This window comes from Shouchella oshimensis, assembly GCF_004375095.1.
In the GTDB taxonomy this organism is placed as follows: Bacteria; Bacillota; Bacilli; order Bacillales; family Bacillaceae_D; genus Shouchella; species Shouchella oshimensis.
On the sequence record NZ_SNUX01000002.1, the window covers coordinates 295,111 to 312,740 of the forward strand.

The following is a 17,630-nucleotide window of genomic DNA, read 5'->3' on the forward strand; positions in this document are numbered from 1 at the left end:
TTTTGACTAAGATACATGTAGTTTGTGTCAAGTTAGTTGATTTATACAGTTCACTGACATAAGGCAAAATCGATGCACCATTTATAGGCAAATGCGTAGAATGTATCAATGTCAATAGGGAGGTTTTAAGTATGCAAGATCATCGCTTCATTTCGTCTTTCTTCCCACCTGGTGGTGGAGGTGGATCGATTGGCCCCTTTCCTGGGCAAGGTGGTCCAGGATATCCCCCGGGACCTCCAGGGAGTGGATCATTCCCGGGGTTTCCAACGCCAGGAGGTGGTTCTTCTCAAGGACCCCAACCAGGTCAAGGTGGAGGAGAGCCGCCAGGTCCCCCGCCAGGAAATCCGCCTCAGCTTCAATCGGTTAGCGCATTTGCTGTAGATCCAGGGGCAATTAGAGGATGTTTGTTCCGGTACACGTACTTGCGCTTAAATAATGGCGAACAATTTTGGTTTTATCCAACCTTTGTAGGAAGACATTCAGTCGCTGGTTACCGGTGGTTTATTTTCAGGTGGGTTTACTTTGGAATCGATACACGACGAATTAGTGCTTTTCAATGTGTGTAAAAAGGAAAGAAAGAAGAGAAATCATTTTCTCTTCTTTTTATTTTGAAAATAGGAGGGATTGAGACAAAGGAGGAGGATATGGAAGAAAATCTCTCTTAGCTTACTCTTAACGTCGATCACTCCTTTTATTGATACATAATCTCTACTAATCCTGTTTGCGAAAATGTGACCAGCATCCTATCATTAAAAAGGATTGAAAATGTTGATCATTTACAATTTGTGGTTTTGATTAAAGAGAAGCGGGTAAAAGAAAGGCGAACACCGCTGTGAAAAAAATAGAGGAGGCGCATATGGCACAGACACCAGTATTAACCCTCGAAAAACCGACTGTTGAAGATGGAGCTTCGATGTGGCAATTAGCGGAAACATCAACGCTTGATTCCAACTCAGTGTATAAGTATATCATGATGTGTGAATATTTTGACGAAACGTGTATTGTAGCCCGTGAAAACGATGAAGTAGTTGGCTTTATTACTGGTTTTATTCCGCCTAAACAAGCAGACACCCTCTTTATTTGGCAAGTTGGTGTTGCTGAATCACAACGAGGCAAAGGGCTTGCTTTAGATTTATTAGAACGACTAATCGAACGAGACGCTTGTAAAAATGTAAGATATGTTGAGGCAACTGTAACGCCTTCAAACAAAGCATCTCAATCTCTTTTTAAAAAGCTAGCACGTAGTCAAGGAACTGAATGTAATGTGTTTGATTGTTTTGGTGAGGAGCTATTCCCGGATGATCAACATGAAGAAGAGAAAACGTTTCGCATTGGACCAATTAAGGGTTAAGAATACAAGGAGGAAAACCGTGAATAAAACAGACATGAAGATTTTTGAAGAAAAAGAATCTGAAGTAAGAAGCTATTGCAGAAGTTTCCCAGCTGTATTTACAAAAGCCAAAGGATCAACCATGTGGGATGAAGAGGGAAATGAGTATATTGATTTTTTTGCAGGCGCTGGTGCATTAAACTATGGTCATAATGATGAAAAAATGAAACAGGCCCTCGTTGACTATATCATGAGTGACGGAATTACCCATTCATTAGATATGGCAACATCACCGAAAGCAAGCTTTTTAACGGCCTTTAATAAAATCATATTAGAACCTAGAGGGTTAAACTATAAAGTAATGTTTCCTGGACCAACAGGGACAAATACTGTGGAAGCAGCTCTTAAGTTGGCTCGTAAAGTAACAGGACGAACAGATATTATTAGCTTCACAAATGGATTTCACGGAATGACAATTGGTTCACTCTCGGTGACTGGTAATGCGTTTAAGCGTAAAGGTGCTGGAATACCATTGACTAATGTTGTAACGATGCCGTATGACAATTTTCTAACGGATGAATTAGATACACTTGATTATCTCGAGCAATTTTTGACTGAAGGTGGATCAGGAGTTGACATACCTGCAGCAGTAATTCTTGAAACGGTACAAGGCGAAGGTGGTATTAATGCCGCACGTACGGAATGGTTACAGCGATTAGAACGATTATGTAAGGAACACGAGATATTAATGATTATTGATGATGTGCAAGCTGGTATTGGTCGAACAGGGACATTTTTTAGCTTTGAAGAAGCCGGATTGACACCTGATATTGTATGTCTGTCCAAATCAATTGGTGGGTATGGTCTTCCTTTTGCTTTAACATTGTTTAAACCGGAATTAGATATTTGGGAGCCGGGTGAGCATAACGGGACTTTTAGAGGAAACAATCATGCCTTTATCACAGCAACAGTAGCTTTAGATTATTGGAAAACACCAGACTTTCAAGATTCAATTCAGAGAAAAGCTGAACTCGTGCATCACTTCTTAACAACCATTGTGGAAAAGTATCCGGAATTAAAAGGTACTGTAAAAGGTAGAGGTCTTATGAAAGGAATTCGTTGTGAAGACTGTTCATTGGCCGGATCGATTGCTGCAGAAGCGTTTAAAAGAGGCTTAATCATGGAAACAGCAGGGTTTGACGATGAAGTGTTCAAACTGTTTCCGGCAGTGACAATTCCTGAAGAGACGTTAAAAGCAGGATTAGAGATTATTGAAGAGAGTGTGCGAGCAGCTTTAGGGATTAAAGAACCTATTTTAAATTAACAGCTAGGAGGTCCTACAAATGAAAGTAATCAAACTTGAAGATGTTTTAAATACAGAGCGAGACGTAGACGGTGGTAACTGGCGCAGTCAACGGCTCGTCGTAGAGAAAGATGGCGTGGGCTACTCTGTGCATGATACACAAATTCGTGCTGGCACGGAAACACACTTATGGTATAAGCATCACCTTGAATCAGTTTATATTATAGAAGGTGAAGGCGAAGTTGAAACCGTTAAAGATGGTAAGGTATGGCCAGTAAAGCAATTCGAATGCTATGTGTTAGATGAACATGACGAACATTACTTACGAGCAAAGACAGATATGAGAATGGTTTGTGTATTTAATCCACCAACTACAGGCGAAGAAATACACGATGAAGACGGCGCTTATCAATTACCAGAGCATATGAAGAAGTAAATGAAACGAGGAATTTTCCTCGTTTCTTTTTTCATGTTTATATTTCAATGTCCACATCGTTTATCGTTATGGTCCACGTGTCTGTTTCATCGTGGTAAGTACAGAAGTGAATAACTGGAAAAGCAACTGGGTCCGATTCAGGTTGACGGTTCTGTTCATTATAATAGAGGAGTGCTTGCTGAATGGCTTCTTTTTCAGAATAGGTGGCACCATCCGGCTTTGGTGGAGAGACGACTTTAGATGAAACAGCGGTAGCAGAAGCTGGGTAACTTTCTTTTACGTCCGTATATTCAACGGATACGCGATCGCCAATTTCAGCTGAACGTATAAGGTTAGTAAATGTAATTAAATCATTTTCAGTACTGATAAGCCGGTTTTCGATTACATAACCAGTAAAGCAGGCAGGGGAATAGTCCGTTAATGAAGAGTGCTCGCAATGATCCACGGAAACTCCATTGCTACCGATTTCGATTAAATGTTCTTCCTCTCCATAAATTTGAATGGTTATTTCCCAAACATCTGCTTCTTTTACATAGTGTGTGTATGTAACAAACGGATAAGCGCTCATTGCATCACTTGATGGAAACGCTCTTGCTAATTCAAGCGCTTGCTGAATAGCTTCTTTTTCAGAATAGGTGGCGCCATCTGGCTTTGGTGAAGAGACGACTGTCGCTTGTGAGCCATCTGCTTGAGAGGGAAAGGAGTCTAAAACGTCGCGATAATGGATTCGTACGCGATCACCAACCCCATGGGCGACAGGAATGTTCGAAAACATCGTCAACCCTCCTTCGTGAGAAACGAGTGAACCAATATCGGTTCTGTCGATAACAAATCCAGTAAAGGATTCATCGTTAACAGAGGTAAGCGTATCGCCACCGGTATCGGCTGGAATAGTACAACCAGTTATGCACAAGCATAAACTAAATAGAAATAGAAATCGTTGCACCTTTTTTCCTCCTTTTTCACTTATGTGAACAAATGGTTGCACACACAACAGAAATGAATATTCTAAATACTAGTGTAAAGCATAATTCCAATGCGTGAAAGCGATGTTGCAGAGTCATTTGTAAAGTTTTACTTAAAAATGAACACATAGTGTGAAGGTGAAAGTATCAAACGGTATAATAGGAGTGAGAGGTTTTTGTTAGAAAGGAATGATTCCCTTTGACAGCTATTTACGGACATAGAGGGGCGATGGGTGTTTTTCCAGAAAATACATTGCCAAGTTTTGAAGAAGCGTTATCAAATGGTGTAGACGGTATTGAATTAGATGTTCAGCTGACAAAAGATCATCAATTCGTCGTCATGCATGACCCGACTGTAGACAGAACTACGAATGGAACTGGTCATGTAAAGGATAAGACCGTTAAGGAATTAAAAGAACTCAGTGCAGGTATACCCTTTACTCATTTAGACAATTATTGTGAAGCAGATTGGAAAGGTATAACCGTTCCAACTCTTGCAGAGGCGCTAGAATTAATGGCTCCCTATCAAATAGAAGTGAACATTGAGTTAAAGCCGAATTTGTCTGAAACAGAGGGAATTGAGAAATTATTGCTTGATAGTGTGAGGCCGTTCCAACATGCATTAACACTTAATTATTCGTCGTTCCATTTGCCTCTTATTCAACGTCTCCGTCAATTGGATAAGAATATTGAATTGGCGTGGCTTGTAAAGCATGAGATCCCTTATCCAGCTGACTATTTAGCAACCAATCGCATTAACTTATACCACTTGTCTAAGAAACTGGCATTAAAAGAGCGTTCTACTTTTGATGAGGAAGGGTTAGTGCAACAGTCACGTATTTGGACAGTAAATGAGCCTGAAGAAGTGAAAGGATTGCTTAAAAAAAAGGTGAAAGCCATTATGACAGATTTTCCAGAGATGGCGTTACGAATCAGAAAGCAGCAGGGCAATATCTAGCTGTTTTCTTTCTTATGATTAGGAGTTAGACTTTTTGACTATGTCTATAAGCTATTGAAACAGGTTTCATAAAACGCTATGCTTAAAAAGGGATTGTAAGGAGGGCTTTTTTACGAAGATGGATCGTGTAACCAGTATAGAAAAAATAAAAATAGAGAAACAAGCTCAACGAGTAAAACTTATCCGAACAGGTAAGGTTACCACTCTTGCACTAGGTCTAGCTTGTTGTGCGAATAATGTTTACACTTCCCGCCTTACTAGTACAGGCACCACCGAAAGTAAAATACATATTCAAACAAAAACGAAACATCATTCTAATTACTTATATTCCATGTATGAGAATGACCGGTTAGATCAGAAAATTAAAGTATTCGGTTTTAAGAATACCACTGATCAGGTTTCAGATAAATGGCACTTTATAAACGAAATACCAGAATTAACAAATCAATTGATTGCTGTCAATGTGGTAAAAGAAAGAGCTCGTATAATGATGCGACGTAAGTACACTTCAGTACAACAAAAGAACGGCTATAAGGAGAATACGGGTGAAAGCGATCAAGTGGGTAGTAAGCAAACGGAAGACATACAAAAAACGTCAGCAGTTGAAGAGAAGGACGAGAAATTTAATCAAGAACAACCGAATCAAGAGAACCGTCTGAACAAGTATGGAAAAGTTGTCTACGTAGAGCAAAATAGGTTTGCGATTGAGACTGCAACTGGCGATAAGTGGTTTGTTGTTAATGACAAAAAGAAAATAAATATGCTGAAGCCGAATATTGCTGTTAGTATCTACTTTCATGAATTAGACGGAAAGAACTGTGTTACCGACTTGTTTATTACACATAAACCATAGAAGAAATTGATTTATACTAAATCCATTCTCTATCATACAGTTCTATGACGTTTGTTTAGCATGTAACGTCGATTCAGACGCAATCACTGTAAATAATAGAAAAAGATTCGTGCATCAGCACGAATCTTTTTCTTATTTATAGTGGTCAAACCAATAGGCTAAATACTTATAGTCGCCCCATTTGTCATAGACGCTCTCAAGCTCGCTTTTAGAGGGGGCGATTCCGTTAAAATACGTTCCAATCACGTGCTTTTTGTACTCAGAATCAACAGGCAAACCGTCATAACGACCGACGATCATAGCGAGGGTGTTCATGGCATAAGGGCCGATTCCTTTTATCTCTCGAAAGTGATTGAGAGCGGATGGTTGCAAATAGCGGGCGGGATTGTTTACTGCTTTATGAGCAGCATCCAGAATATAGTGACTTCGATAACCTGTACGTACGTGCTCCATTAAAAAAGCTTCTCCTGCTGAAAGAATGGTTTGAGGTGTTGGAAAAGAATAAAATTCTCGGCCAAATCCATGCACTTTCTCTCCTAAATGATAAGTAAGTTTTTCTGCCATTTGGATTGTTTGGTTCCAGCGAGTGTTTGTTGTTAAAAGTACTTTCACGATGTCTTCAAATAGAGTAGGCGAGCGTAGCAATCGACCTTTTCTTTTCATAGGTAAATCGGTTAGCTCATTATGCGTTTGACATAATGTATAAAAAGGCTCAAACCGTTCATTCACTCGGAACATCCATGAAACATAATGGAGTATGTCGTCTTGGTCGGTTTCAGTTAATTCTACTTCTGTTACAATTTGTAAACAAGAAGCCTCCATATAGATGCAACCAACGATTGTATCATTGTTTCTTGTAGGAAAGGTACGATAAAACCGTGCTTTCTTTGAATCCCATACATTCGGAGCTAGCATCCACCATCCGTGGGAAGTAATCGCATCATTAAAGTTAAAGGGTTCTGCTAAAGGAATGGAGAATGTAAACACGATTATCGAACTCCTAATTCAGTAGGCCAAGTTCCTTGTTGTTTTCGGATGGTTACAATTTGGCCGATGTGATAGGCATTGTGTAGAGTGAGAAGTGTTAAATATTCAGTAACAGCTTCGCTAAAATCTTCTAATTCGGATTTCTGAACAGCTTCCCGCCATTCTGAAAGCAATTGGTCAATATGGTTCCTTGTTTCAGCCCAGGACGTGGTTTCTCTTTCAAATGTATGAGCAATGGAGTCAACAGGTTCAAATGTCGTATGACTGTTTTTGAAGCGTTCTAAATAACGGAAGTTATAAAAAATGAGATGGTTTACAATTCCCCAAATGCTGTTTGATTCATCATTAGGTGTCCACTTGGCTTCATGTTCAGATACATTTTCTAACGCATGGGTCAACGGGACAAACCAACTTTTTTGATTATGAATGACACCTAATTGCAAGAGAATTAACTCTTTTACACTCATACAAATAACCTCCTCTTGAGTGGATGTTAAAGCGTTTCCAAAAGTTTTTTGCTATTATAGCATGGATAGAAAGATATTGAACAGGATGAAAGGTTCGATTCGAGCTTGAAAAAGATGTAAACGATGAAGAAGGAGGAATGCAATTTGGATTTACATTTAAAAGGAAAAGTGGTCATTGTACTCGCTGCCAGTAAAGGTCTAGGAAGAGGGATTGCGCGCCAGTTTGCAGAAGAAGGAGCGAAAGTGGTGTTGTCGAGTAGACGACAGAACGAACTGATTCAAGTAGTAGATGATATAAAAAAAGAAACAAATAATGCTCATATCGTGCCTCATGTATGCGATATAACAAAAGCAGAAGACATTCAAGAGCTAGTCAATTTTACCATTAAAAAGTGGGGGAGAATTGATGTATTAATTAACAATTCAGGTGGACCTCCTCCAGGAGGCATTGATCAATTTACTGATGAAGAGTGGCAACGTGCATACGAGTTGAATCTATTAAGCTATGTTCGATCGATTCGTGCAGTAGTGCCGCAAATGCGCATTCAAGGAGGGGGACATATAGCCAATGTAGCGTCCTCTTCGATTAAACAAACCCTCGATGGATTGTTGCTCTCGAATACGTTCCGAGCAGGGGTTGCAGGACTGTCAAAAAGCTTGGCACAAGAGTTAGGGAAAGATGGCATTCTTATTAATACTATCGGTCCTGGGCGTATAGCAACAGACCGTTTGCTTGAACTAGATGAAACGAAAGCTGCCAAAGGAAATCTATCTCTTGATGAAGTAAAGAAAAAGGAAGAACAAGCTATTCCTCTCGGTCGCTATGGAACGCCACAAGAATTTGCTAATCACGTGGTTTTCCTATGTTCAGGTGCGAATACGTATGTAACAGGTCAAGCGTTTGTCATTGATGGAGGACTAGTTAAAGCACTATAATCAGCACGCCAATAGGTTATAACGTAACGGTAGATGGTGCTGGTCAAATGATGATAGGAATTGAATACTTTTATCGAGATTGACCCTTAAGCCTGCTTTGCTTAAGGGTCTTTTAAGAGCATCAATGATTTTGTTTGAGAAAATTGTAGACAGATTCTGGTAAAGGGATACCATGCATTAAACGTTCTCTCTCATTTATCTTCTCAAGTTCACCAGGAACATATATGCGTTCTTCTGCTGTAACTGCGGGAACTTGACGTAATTCTCTAATCATGCCATCCAAACGAGTAGTAAAAGCGTCTACTGCGATAAATTTACTAGGATCAATTGCCATGAAGAAATGCCCTAATTCTCTATTTTTGTGATAGTCATCATACATTTTAGAAACATGAGGGCCAAAAGCAGCTCCAGTAAGAAGCGCAGAGAAGATTTCAACAACCATTGCCAGTCCGTACCCTTTTGGTCCACCAAATGGTGTTAAAGAAACGACCTCTTCTGGTATCGTGGTTGACTGTCCTGTATCATTAACACCCCACCCATGCGGAATAGAGTGCTGTTTTTCCTTTGCATCTAAAATCTTTCCAAGTGCAACTGTACTTGTGGCAAAGTCAAGAATGACTGGGTCTTCTTCGTTGGTAGGAAACCCAAATGCAAGTGGGTTTGTCCCAAAATAAGGCTCAGCCCCTCCGTATGGGACGACTATGGCATCTGTATGAGACATGGCAATGCCAATAAGCTTTTCTTCTGCTGCTTGTTGAACAAAAAAGGATAAAGCCCCACAATGACTACTATTCTTCACTGCAACACTGCCGATACCGTGCTGTTTGGCTTGGTGGATGGCTCGACTCATCCCTTCCTTTGCAATCGAGTGACCAAATCCATGATGGCCATCCATTATGCCAGTTGATGGGGATGTTTCGTTATAGTCAGGCGTAGCATCAGCTCGAATGCCACCTTTAATAAGGCGGTTTATATAGTGTTCTACTCGCATAACACCGTGGGAATCAACCCCTCTTAAATTGGCGTGAACGAGAATGGTGGAAATGTCTTGAGCGACAGGCTCTGGGACGTGATAATGGGTGAACACATCTTTTGTTAGAGATAAAAGGTGATCTGCTGGTACGGTAATCATATGGCATCCTCCTAATTGAAAGCGTTTAAATAAATGGTAGCATACTTGTATGGTAGTGTGGTAGTATCTGATTGAGGAGGTGAAGAAACGAATGCTGAATCGTACAGATTTTAAAATGTCGACAAGAGATTTCGTTTATGAAACGATTCGGGAGTCCATTATGACGTTGGATTTGCCCCCAGGTTCTGCTATTTCTGAAAAAGAAATTGCGGAGGAACTAGAAGTGAGCCGAACTCCTGTTAGAGAAGCTTTTTTACGATTAACCGAAGACGAACTGCTAATAGTATTGCCACAAAGAGGCTCGTTTGTAACCTTAATAGATTTAGATCATGTGGAAGAGGCTCGTTTTCTTAGAGAACAAGCAGAAGTCGGAATCATAAGGCTTGCATGTGACAGCTTTAACGAGTATTGCTTGCAGCAGTTAGAAATAAACGTTGAGAAACAGAAACAGGCAAAAAAGATTGAGGATGAAAAAACGTTATTCGTTCTCGACAAAGAATTTCACCGCTTATTAGCTGAAGGAACAAAAAAAGTAAGAGTGTGGAGAGTTATTCAGAAAATGGATACCCATTCAAATCGATTAAGAAAGCTTAGTATGGAATTGAAATTAAACTGGGATCAACTTGTTGAGCACCACGGTGAGATGGTGAGCGCGATTAAAGCGAAAGATTGTCAACGAGCGGAAGCATTAATTCGTACCCATTTAGGATTGTTGCAATACGATCAACAGGCGCTAAGACTAGAGCATCCAGAGTACTTTAGTAAGTAATAGAGGGGTTAAAAAGGAGAGGGTGAACTTGTTGAAAAAACTTTTACCAGCAAGCTTAGTGGCGACCCTCCTTTTAAGCGGTTGCCTAAGTGAAGAGGCAATCACAGAAGGAGAAAATGAACCTACATATTGGAAAATGACGCATATATCCGATTCTAGCCACCTATGGCATCGTACTGCTGTTGAGTTTTCTCGTCTTGTAGAAGACAAAACAGATGGTCAGGTAGTGATTGATATTTTCCCAAATAGTCAATTAGGAAGCGAAATTGATAATATCAATTCAATTCGCTACGGGGCTACCGATTTAACAATAACAGGAGAAACGCTAGAAGTATGGACACCCAACGCAGTGATGTTAGCTGTACCGTATGCTTTCGAGAGCGAGACCCATATGCGCAAAGTCATTGAAGGGGATCTTGGAAAAATTATTGAACGCGATATAGAACGTGATATTGGGTTGACACCGTTGTTCTATATGGAACGATCGCCACGAAATGTGACAGCCAATTACCCGATATCTACACCTGAAGATTTAAAGGGTTTTAGCATGCGTGTACCGAATGTGCCATTGTTCTTAGACGCATGGTCTGAAGCAGGGGCTGAGCCCCAAGTCATTAGCTTAAATGAAGTGTTTACTGGATTACAGCAAGGTGTAATTGATGGACAAGAGAACCCGAACGATTTAATAGAAAGCAATGGATTCTATGAAGTGCAGCAATACCTTAATCTGACAGAACATGTTCGATCTTGGATTTATGTTGTAGTAGGGACCGAACAAATGAAAGCGTTACCGGATCAGCAGCAAGAGGCAGTGAGAGAAGCTGCTGCAGAAGCAGAACAATATGCACAAGAACTTCAAGAGGCAGAAACAGAAGAGGTGTTGAAACGTTTAGTGGAGAGTGGCATTCAAGTGAACGAGGATGTTGATCGCGATGCCTTTCGTGATGCGATGTTACCTGCATTGGAACACTATTTACAGGAAGAGCAGTATGAATTATACCTAAATATACTTGACGAAGCAGAGGAGGTAGACGATTCGGAATGAAGATGATGAAGAAAGTAGATACTCTTCTAGCGTATGTGTCGATCGCTTTGTTTTTATCATTATTGTTGATTGTTGTCATTCAGATAGTCAGTCGGTACTTTCCAATTGATTTTATTTGGACGGAAGAACTATCCCGCTATCTATTTGTCTATTCAATGGTAACCGCCGCGCCACTTGCACTACGGAAACAAGAGTTTATTCGGATCGACATGCTCATCCTTGCATTACCTGAAAAAGTACAAAAGATCTATGAAGGAATGATTGCATTGGTCATCCTAGTTTTCTCGATTGTTTTGTTTATATATGGTATTCATCTGACGCAACTAGGCGCAGATTTTTATGCACCTACTTTAGGGATACCTATGACCTATGCCTATTCAGCTGTACCATTACTTGGACTTTTATTAATGATTTATTCGGTCGTATACGTAATAGATCGTTACCAAGCAACGGTGGATGAGAAAGGAGATGACTAGCAAAAATGGCCATATTAGTAGTCGTGCTATTTCTTTTATTTATTGCGTTTGGAATACCAATTGCTTTTAGTTTAGGCTTAGCTTCTCTTATTTATTTACTTGTTGCAGGTGTTCCATTAACGGTTATTCCACAGACGATGTTTGCTGGTATGAATTCGTTCGTCATGCTCGCAATCCCTGCCTTCATATTAGCTGGGAATTTGATGAACGCAGGTGGAATTACTAATCGAATTATTGATTTTGCCAATGCGATTGTTGGGCATATACGAGGTGGCTTGGCGTTAACCAATGTTGCATCTTCTTTAGGGTTTGCGGGTATTTCCGGTACCGCTTTATCGGATACAGCAAGCATTGGTTCTGTTATGATACCTGCTATGAAAAAGCAAGGGTATGGAGCCGGTTTTTCTGCGGCGGTTACGTCCATTTCGTCAACGGTTGGTCCGATGTTACCTCCTTCATTACCAATGATTATTATTGGTACATTAGCAAGTGTTTCAATTGGTGATTTGTTTTTAGCAGGAGCCATTCCAGGGATACTACTCGCAATCGGATTTTTAATTGTTACATATATCATCTCAGTAAAAAGACAGTATCCAAAAGGGGAGAAGCAGCCCCTCTCATTTGTCGGAAAAAGTTTTCTAGGTGCGTTCTGGGCATTGTTAATGGTTGTTATCATTATGTGGGGTATTTTAGGCGGTTACTTTACACCAACAGAAGCAGCGGTTGTTTGTGTACTTTACGCATTTGTGATTGGGAAGTTTGTTTATAAAGAGCTTCAAATGAAAGAGTTACCTCAACTACTTGGGAATACATTAAGTTCGACAGCCTCTATACTGCTGTTAGTTGGTTTTGCCAATACATTTGGGTGGATTTTAGTTAGCGAAGGCGTACCGTTATTAATTGCAGACGGCATTTTATCTATTACAGAAAATCCAATTCTTGTTATTTTACTTATCATCCTATTATTGCTTATTTTAGGAATGTTTATGGAGACCATTGCTGCACTGGTTATACTATTCCCAGTATTATTACCTGTTGCAACGAGCGTAGGTATGGATCCTGTTCACTTCGGTGTTGTTATGGTACTTGCACTTATGATTGGGTTATCTACACCGCCAGTAGGTGTCTGTTTATTCGTTGCTTCTTCCTTTGCAAAAGTGCCGATTACGAAAACAGTAAAAGAATTACTACCATATTTTGCAGTAGCGGTCGTTGTGTTAATCATCGTCGCGTACGTACCGTCGCTTTCGTTGTTTTTACCAAGTTTATTTGAATAAAAAGGATGTGAGACATACATGCGAGCAATACAAGTTCAAGAACCTGGGAAGTTATCTATTGTTGAAATAGAAAAGCCAAAAATTTCTTCACCTTACGATGTGTTGGTACAGGTACAATGCGTAGGAATATGTGGTTCCGATGTCCATATTTATCACGGGAGTAACCCATTCACAGTCTATCCACGTGTCATTGGTCATGAAGTATCGGGTGTAGTCGCCGAATTGGGAGAGGGGGTAGAATTTCTTCAAGTAGGTGATCGTGTCTCGTTAGAACCAATTGAATTCTGCGGTACATGCTACGCCTGCCGAAAAGGTCAGCAGAATGTATGTGAATCTCTTCAAGTATTCGGAGTCCATAAAGATGGCGGTATGAGTGAATTTGTAAAAGCCCATGAACAAAAATGGCATAAAGTAAACAAATCGATTTCAGCAGAAGCTGCGGCGTTGATTGAACCATTAACCATTGGTGCTCAGGCAACGTTTAGAGGGGGCATTCAACCAGGTGACACCGTCTTTATTATGGGGGCTGGTCCAACTGGAATTGCGTGTCTGTTAATGGCGAAGGAAGCAGGCGCTTACGTAATGATTTCAGACTTCAATACAGTAAGGCTTGAGTACGCAACCTCGATTGGAGCAGACGCCGTTTTTCAGCCGGATAAAGAGGACATTGAAGAAGCCATCTATAAAGAAACTAAGGGGGAGCTTGCCAACGTCGTCATTGACGCTGTTGGAACAGCAGGAACGTTTGAGCAAGCGGTTCGACTGGCGTCAGTCGCTGGAACCGTTGTGACGTTAGGATTTAATGAAACACCTTCGCAAATCCCATCTTTATTATTAACAAAGAAAGAGCTGAAGGTTGTAGGTTCACGACTGCAAACAAATCAATTCCAAGGTGTTGTAAAGAAAGTAAATAAGGGAATGATTTCTCCAGATGAATTAATCTCACATCGTTTTCACTATGAAAAGGTGGATGAGGCGTTTAAAAAACTAGAAGAGCACCCTGAAGAAGTAAGAAAAATTGTGCTTACATTTTAAGGAGTAAAGGAGTGGCCAACATATGAAAATGACGTTTAGATGGTACGGACAAGAGGATGATTCTGTTACCCTCGATCAGATTAAGCAGATCCCAGGCGTTGAGGGGCTTGTTTGGGCGCTACATCATCGTCTCGCTGGAGAAGTATGGACGGAAGAAGAAGTGCTACAAGTGAAGGAGCAAGCCGATGAGTATGGCTTTCACCTAGAAGTAGTCGAAAGCATCAATGTTCATGAAGACATTAAATTAGGACTACCGTCTAGAGATCGTTATATCGAAAATTACAAAACAAGTTTGCGTAACGTAGCAAAAGTAGGGGCAAAAGTGGTGTGTTTCAACTTTATGCCGGTGTTTGACTGGACGCGTACCGATTTGTTTAAACCATTAGAGGATGGCTCAACAGCACTCTTTTATGAAAAAGCAAAAGTAGACAATATGGACCCCTACGAATTGATTCAAGAAGTAACGAAGTCGGCTTATACAATGCCTGGTTGGGAACCAGAGCGGTTAAAAACCATTGAGCAGTCGTTTAAAGCTTATGAAGAAGTAGATGAAGATCAGCTTTGGAAAAATCTCGCTTATTTTCTCGGAGAAGTATTGCCGGTAGCGGAAGAGGAAGGCATAAAAATGGCCATACATCCAGATGATCCGCCATGGTCTGTGTTCCACTTGCCGCGTATTATTAAGAATGAAGAGGCAATTGAGCGTTACTTAGGGATTTCAAATAGTCCCTCTCATTGTTTAACCCTTTGCAGCGGGTCATTAGGTGCAAACCCAGCTAACGATGTTCCGAATATCATTAGACGGTTTCACGATCGAATTGCGTTTGCACATATTCGAAATGTACGAATCTATGAAAATGGAGATTTTATTGAAACCTCTCACCGAACGCAAGACGGTTCTGTACCGATAGATGATGTTGTGAAAGCTTATCATGAAAATGGCTTTACTGGCTATGCGCGGCCTGATCATGGACGGCATTTATGGGGCGAGGAATGCAGACCTGGTTACGGTTTGTATGATCGCGCTTTAGGTATTATGCATTTATGGGGCTTATGGGATGCTTACGAACTCATTAAACGAAAGGAAGAGAGTGAAAATGCTACCACTACATGAAGGATTAAAAGGTAAAACCGCTGTTATTACAGGTGGAAGCGGGGTTTTATGTCAAGAGATGGCTAAAGAATTGTCGCGTCAAGGAATGAACGTTGCTATCTTAAATCGGACAGTTGAAAACGGTCAAAAGGTTGTTGATGAGATTAAAGAGAACGGTGGAACGGCTATCGCTGTTTCATGTGATGTATTGAATGAAGAAAGTGTATTGCAAGCATACGATCACGTGAAAGAAGTTTTCGGTGAGTGCGATCTATTAATTAACGGAGCAGGTGGAAATCACCCTGACGCCATTACCGATAAAGAACACTTTCATGAAGGAGATCTTACCGATTCAACCATAACATCCTTTTTTGACTTAGAAATAGCTGGTTTCGATCATGTCTTTCGTTTGAATTTGCTCGGTACATTAATTCCAACACAAGTATTTGCAAAAACGATGACAACAAGAGGCGGTACGGTTATTAATGTGTCTTCTATGGCAGCAGCGACACCAATGACAAAGGTGCCAGCTTATAGTGCAGCAAAGTCTGGAATTGACAATTTAACGAAATGGCTATCCGTACACTTTGCCGAAGCAGGCATACGTATAAACGCAATTGCACCTGGTTTCTTTTTAACTGAGCAAAACCGTCACTTATTACGCACGGAAGAAGGAGAATGGACGAGTCGAGCGGAAAAAATTATTGCCCATACGCCGCAGAATCGGTTTGGGCAACCAGAAGACTTATTAGGGACTTTACTGTGGTTAGCAGATGATGACACATCCCGCTTTGTCACAGGTATTACGGTTCCAGTAGACGGCGGATTTATGGCATATTCAGGCGTATAAAAGGAGGCGGTCGTAATGAGCAAATTCGTGACATTTGGAGAAACAATGGTGTTATTTGAAGCAGCTACTCAAGGACGATTACGGTATGTACCGTCATTTCTAAAGAAGATTGGTGGCGCCGAATCAAATGTAGCCATTGCATTAACAAAGCTTGGTCATAGTGCTACGTGGTTTGGTAAAGTTAGCGATGATGAAATGGGGCACTATGTGGTCCGAGAAGTAAAGGCAGAAGGTGTGGACACAGAGTGTGTGACCTTTACAACAGACGCGCCAACCGCTCTATACATTAAGGAGCACCGAAGGGAAGAAGAGCTTGCTGTTTATTATTACCGTCATGATTCCGCTGGCAGCACATTGACAAAGGAAGACCTAGCGTATGAAAAAATTGCCGATGCATCGATTCTACATGTAACAGGCATTACGCCATTATTAAGTGATAGCTGCTATGAAGCAGTTCTAGCAGGTATACAGTGTGCAAAAGAACATGGAACGTTCGTTTCGTTTGATCCTAATCTTCGTTTTGCTCTTATTCATAAGCTAGGAGAAGAGGTAGCACGTCAGCGATTAGTCACAATAGCAGCACAAGCAGATCTCATTCTACCTGGTTTAGATGAAGCAAAGTGGTTATTCGGTGACATGGAAGAGCAGGATTATCTCACAAAGGGTATTGAATTAGGGGCGAGAAAAGTCGTCATTAAAAATGGTGGTGACTATAGTCTCTTTAAAGACGAACAGGGTACAGGGAAAGTGAACAGCTTCCGTGTTAAACAAGTAGTCGATCCAGTTGGTGCCGGAGACGGATTTGCTGCCGGAGTTCTAGCTGGTTTGCTAGAAAACAAGTCACTTGAGGAATCTGTTCGTATGGGTGCCGCTGTTGGGGCTCTAGTCATTGGAGTAAAAGGTGACATTGAAGGGCTACCAACAAGAAAGGAAGTTGACGCTTTCTTATGTGATGATAACAAAGTGTATGGAGGCGTTTCTCGATGAATGATGGATTATCAACGGTACTTGAATCAGGTGTATGTGCAGTGTTGCGTAAATTACCTCCAGAAAAGATAGAATCGATTGCAGATGCCCTTGTTGCCGGTGGCGTTAAAGGGCTTGAGGTAACCCTTGATTCCGAGCTAGCGCTAGAAACCATCAGCGCGTTAAGCAAGCGTTATGACGAAGATGTTGTTGTTGGTGCTGGAACGGTCCTACATGCAGATGATGCGATAGCGGCGATTGATGCCGGAGCGCGATTTATTTTTGCGCCGATTCTGTCACAGGAAACCATTGAAGCAGTTAAAAGCAGAGACATTCCAGTCATCCCAGGAATCTTTACACCAACAGAAGCGTTTCAAGCCGTTCAATTAGGTGCCGACTTAGTAAAGGTTTTCCCTGCCGAATGTGTTGGACCTCAGTTTATTAAATCTGTAAGTGGGCCGCTCCCTCAAGTGAAGATGATGCCGACTGGTGGCGTGAACTTAGAGACAATTCCTGACTTTATTAAAGCTGGAGCAGTAGCAGTTGGAGCAGGTAGCTCTTTACTATCAAAAGAAATAATTGAAAATAATGATTGGGAGCAGCTTACCGAGATAGCTCGTGCATATGTAGAAAAAGTAAAAGAAAGTCGATAGTTGTTTAAAGAACTACCAGCAACGTGTTCACGTAGCTGGTAGTTTTTTTCTGGACAAGTTGCAAATTAGCATGCGCTTTGTACTTGACTTAAAGTAGAC

Annotated in this window: 20 protein-coding genes; 16 read left to right on the top strand and 4 right to left on the bottom strand. The window is 40.9% G+C overall.

What is annotated here, in order from left to right:
- Nucleotides 1–131: 131 nt before the first annotated feature.
- From E2L03_RS07605 to E2L03_RS07620, 4 genes are all read left to right on the top strand, one after another.
- Nucleotides 132–566, top strand: a complete 435-nt coding sequence (locus E2L03_RS07605; RefSeq protein ID WP_038476319.1) for a hypothetical protein — start codon at nucleotides 132–134, stop codon at nucleotides 564–566.
- A 290-nt stretch (nucleotides 567–856) separates the two neighbouring features.
- Nucleotides 857–1,351, top strand: coding sequence for a diaminobutyrate acetyltransferase (ectA, locus tag E2L03_RS07610; protein ID WP_035392952.1), 495 nt, complete (start codon nucleotides 857–859; stop codon nucleotides 1,349–1,351).
- Between the two features lie 19 nt (nucleotides 1,352–1,370).
- Nucleotides 1,371–2,654 carry a diaminobutyrate--2-oxoglutarate transaminase gene (ectB, locus tag E2L03_RS07615; protein WP_038476324.1) on the top strand — a complete coding sequence of 428 codons (1,284 nt, stop codon included), beginning with the start codon at nucleotides 1,371–1,373 and terminating at the stop codon, nucleotides 2,652–2,654.
- A gap of 19 nt (nucleotides 2,655–2,673) precedes the next feature.
- Nucleotides 2,674–3,069 carry an ectoine synthase gene (locus E2L03_RS07620; RefSeq protein ID WP_038476327.1) on the top strand — a complete coding sequence of 132 codons (396 nt, stop codon included), beginning with the start codon at nucleotides 2,674–2,676 and terminating at the stop codon, nucleotides 3,067–3,069.
- Nucleotides 3,070–3,106: 37 nt separating this feature from the next.
- On the opposite strand, the gene E2L03_RS07625 is transcribed toward E2L03_RS07620, so the two are convergent.
- Complete coding sequence (locus E2L03_RS07625) at nucleotides 3,107–4,015, bottom strand: hypothetical protein (RefSeq protein ID WP_134258855.1); 909 nt, start codon at nucleotides 4,013–4,015, stop codon at nucleotides 3,107–3,109.
- A 218-nt stretch (nucleotides 4,016–4,233) separates the two neighbouring features.
- On the opposite strand from E2L03_RS07625, the gene E2L03_RS07630 reads away from it, so the two are divergent.
- Together E2L03_RS07630 and E2L03_RS07635 are read left to right on the top strand one after the other, a co-directional pair.
- A complete protein-coding gene (locus E2L03_RS07630; RefSeq protein ID WP_134258856.1) occupies nucleotides 4,234–4,992 on the top strand; it encodes a glycerophosphodiester phosphodiesterase family protein in 759 nt (252 codons plus the stop codon).
- A 118-nt stretch (nucleotides 4,993–5,110) separates the two neighbouring features.
- Nucleotides 5,111–5,845: a hypothetical protein gene (locus E2L03_RS07635; protein WP_134258857.1), complete on the top strand. Its 735-nt coding sequence runs from the start codon at nucleotides 5,111–5,113 to the stop codon at nucleotides 5,843–5,845.
- 132 nt (nucleotides 5,846–5,977) lie between these two features.
- On the opposite strand, the gene E2L03_RS07640 is transcribed toward E2L03_RS07635, so the two are convergent.
- Together E2L03_RS07640 and E2L03_RS07645 are read right to left on the bottom strand one after the other, a co-directional pair.
- Entirely contained in the window at nucleotides 5,978–6,832 is an 855-nt protein-coding gene (locus E2L03_RS07640) for a DNA-3-methyladenine glycosylase family protein (protein ID WP_134258858.1), read from the bottom strand.
- Between the two features lie 2 nt (nucleotides 6,833–6,834).
- A complete protein-coding gene (locus E2L03_RS07645; RefSeq protein WP_055737110.1) occupies nucleotides 6,835–7,299 on the bottom strand; it encodes a DinB family protein in 465 nt (154 codons plus the stop codon).
- 144 nt (nucleotides 7,300–7,443) lie between these two features.
- On the opposite strand from E2L03_RS07645, the gene E2L03_RS07650 reads away from it, so the two are divergent.
- Nucleotides 7,444–8,235, top strand: a complete 792-nt coding sequence (locus E2L03_RS07650; protein WP_055737111.1) for an SDR family oxidoreductase — start codon at nucleotides 7,444–7,446, stop codon at nucleotides 8,233–8,235.
- Nucleotides 8,236–8,356: 121 nt separating this feature from the next.
- On the opposite strand, the gene E2L03_RS07655 is transcribed toward E2L03_RS07650, so the two are convergent.
- On the bottom strand, nucleotides 8,357–9,367 hold the full coding sequence (locus E2L03_RS07655; protein WP_038476345.1) for an Ldh family oxidoreductase: 1,011 nt from the start codon (nucleotides 9,365–9,367) through the stop codon (nucleotides 8,357–8,359).
- A gap of 91 nt (nucleotides 9,368–9,458) precedes the next feature.
- On the opposite strand from E2L03_RS07655, the gene E2L03_RS07660 reads away from it, so the two are divergent.
- The 9 genes from E2L03_RS07660 to E2L03_RS07700 are packed head-to-tail and all read left to right on the top strand — an operon-like array spanning nucleotide 9,459 to nucleotide 17,531.
- Nucleotides 9,459–10,136, top strand: coding sequence for a GntR family transcriptional regulator (locus E2L03_RS07660; protein WP_124741214.1), 678 nt, complete (start codon nucleotides 9,459–9,461; stop codon nucleotides 10,134–10,136).
- A gap of 22 nt (nucleotides 10,137–10,158) precedes the next feature.
- Entirely contained in the window at nucleotides 10,159–11,181 is a 1,023-nt protein-coding gene (locus E2L03_RS07665) for a TRAP transporter substrate-binding protein (RefSeq protein WP_243839511.1), read from the top strand.
- On the top strand, nucleotides 11,178–11,657 hold the full coding sequence (locus E2L03_RS07670; RefSeq protein ID WP_038476351.1) for a TRAP transporter small permease: 480 nt from the start codon (nucleotides 11,178–11,180) through the stop codon (nucleotides 11,655–11,657). Before E2L03_RS07665 ends, E2L03_RS07670 begins: the two co-directional genes overlap by 4 nt.
- A 5-nt stretch (nucleotides 11,658–11,662) precedes the next feature.
- Nucleotides 11,663–12,934 carry a TRAP transporter large permease gene (locus E2L03_RS07675; RefSeq protein WP_038476354.1) on the top strand — a complete coding sequence of 424 codons (1,272 nt, stop codon included), beginning with the start codon at nucleotides 11,663–11,665 and terminating at the stop codon, nucleotides 12,932–12,934.
- Between the two features lie 18 nt (nucleotides 12,935–12,952).
- Nucleotides 12,953–13,969 carry a zinc-binding alcohol dehydrogenase family protein gene (locus tag E2L03_RS07680; RefSeq protein ID WP_134258860.1) on the top strand — a complete coding sequence of 339 codons (1,017 nt, stop codon included), beginning with the start codon at nucleotides 12,953–12,955 and terminating at the stop codon, nucleotides 13,967–13,969.
- Between the two features lie 22 nt (nucleotides 13,970–13,991).
- A complete protein-coding gene (gene uxuA, locus E2L03_RS07685; RefSeq protein ID WP_038476360.1) occupies nucleotides 13,992–15,083 on the top strand; it encodes a mannonate dehydratase in 1,092 nt (363 codons plus the stop codon).
- On the top strand, nucleotides 15,067–15,912 hold the full coding sequence (locus E2L03_RS07690; RefSeq protein ID WP_038476363.1) for an SDR family oxidoreductase: 846 nt from the start codon (nucleotides 15,067–15,069) through the stop codon (nucleotides 15,910–15,912). The genes uxuA and E2L03_RS07690 overlap by 17 nt, the downstream gene beginning before the upstream one ends.
- 15 nt (nucleotides 15,913–15,927) lie before the next feature.
- Nucleotides 15,928–16,899 (top strand): sugar kinase, encoded by a 972-nt coding sequence (locus tag E2L03_RS07695; RefSeq protein WP_134258861.1) that lies wholly within the window; start codon nucleotides 15,928–15,930, stop codon nucleotides 16,897–16,899.
- Nucleotides 16,896–17,531: a bifunctional 4-hydroxy-2-oxoglutarate aldolase/2-dehydro-3-deoxy-phosphogluconate aldolase gene (locus tag E2L03_RS07700; protein ID WP_134258862.1), complete on the top strand. Its 636-nt coding sequence runs from the start codon at nucleotides 16,896–16,898 to the stop codon at nucleotides 17,529–17,531. The genes E2L03_RS07695 and E2L03_RS07700 overlap by 4 nt, the downstream gene beginning before the upstream one ends.
- The last annotated feature ends 99 nt before the right edge of the window (nucleotides 17,532–17,630 follow it).

Bases quoted from the DNA above. Each gene is read 5' to 3' on its own strand.
- E2L03_RS07645 (WP_055737110.1), bottom strand. From the start codon at position 7,299: ATGAGTGTAAAAGAGTTAATTCTCTTGCAATTAGGTGTCATTCATAAT.
- E2L03_RS07660 (WP_124741214.1), top strand. From the start codon at position 9,459: ATGCTGAATCGTACAGATTTTAAAATGTCGACAAGAGATTTCGTTTAT.
- E2L03_RS07695 (WP_134258861.1), top strand. From the start codon at position 15,928: ATGAGCAAATTCGTGACATTTGGAGAAACAATGGTGTTATTTGAAGCA.
- E2L03_RS07700 (WP_134258862.1), top strand. From the start codon at position 16,896: ATGAATGATGGATTATCAACGGTACTTGAATCAGGTGTATGTGCAGTG.
- uxuA (WP_038476360.1), top strand. From the start codon at position 13,992: ATGAAAATGACGTTTAGATGGTACGGACAAGAGGATGATTCTGTTACC.
- E2L03_RS07605 (WP_038476319.1), top strand. From the start codon at position 132: ATGCAAGATCATCGCTTCATTTCGTCTTTCTTCCCACCTGGTGGTGGA.
- E2L03_RS07635 (WP_134258857.1), top strand. From the start codon at position 5,111: ATGGATCGTGTAACCAGTATAGAAAAAATAAAAATAGAGAAACAAGCT.
- E2L03_RS07620 (WP_038476327.1), top strand. From the start codon at position 2,674: ATGAAAGTAATCAAACTTGAAGATGTTTTAAATACAGAGCGAGACGTA.
- E2L03_RS07680 (WP_134258860.1), top strand. From the start codon at position 12,953: ATGCGAGCAATACAAGTTCAAGAACCTGGGAAGTTATCTATTGTTGAA.
- E2L03_RS07655 (WP_038476345.1), bottom strand. From the start codon at position 9,367: ATGATTACCGTACCAGCAGATCACCTTTTATCTCTAACAAAAGATGTG.
- ectA (WP_035392952.1), top strand. From the start codon at position 857: ATGGCACAGACACCAGTATTAACCCTCGAAAAACCGACTGTTGAAGAT.
- E2L03_RS07670 (WP_038476351.1), top strand. From the start codon at position 11,178: ATGAAGATGATGAAGAAAGTAGATACTCTTCTAGCGTATGTGTCGATC.
- E2L03_RS07690 (WP_038476363.1), top strand. From the start codon at position 15,067: ATGCTACCACTACATGAAGGATTAAAAGGTAAAACCGCTGTTATTACA.
- E2L03_RS07675 (WP_038476354.1), top strand. From the start codon at position 11,663: ATGGCCATATTAGTAGTCGTGCTATTTCTTTTATTTATTGCGTTTGGA.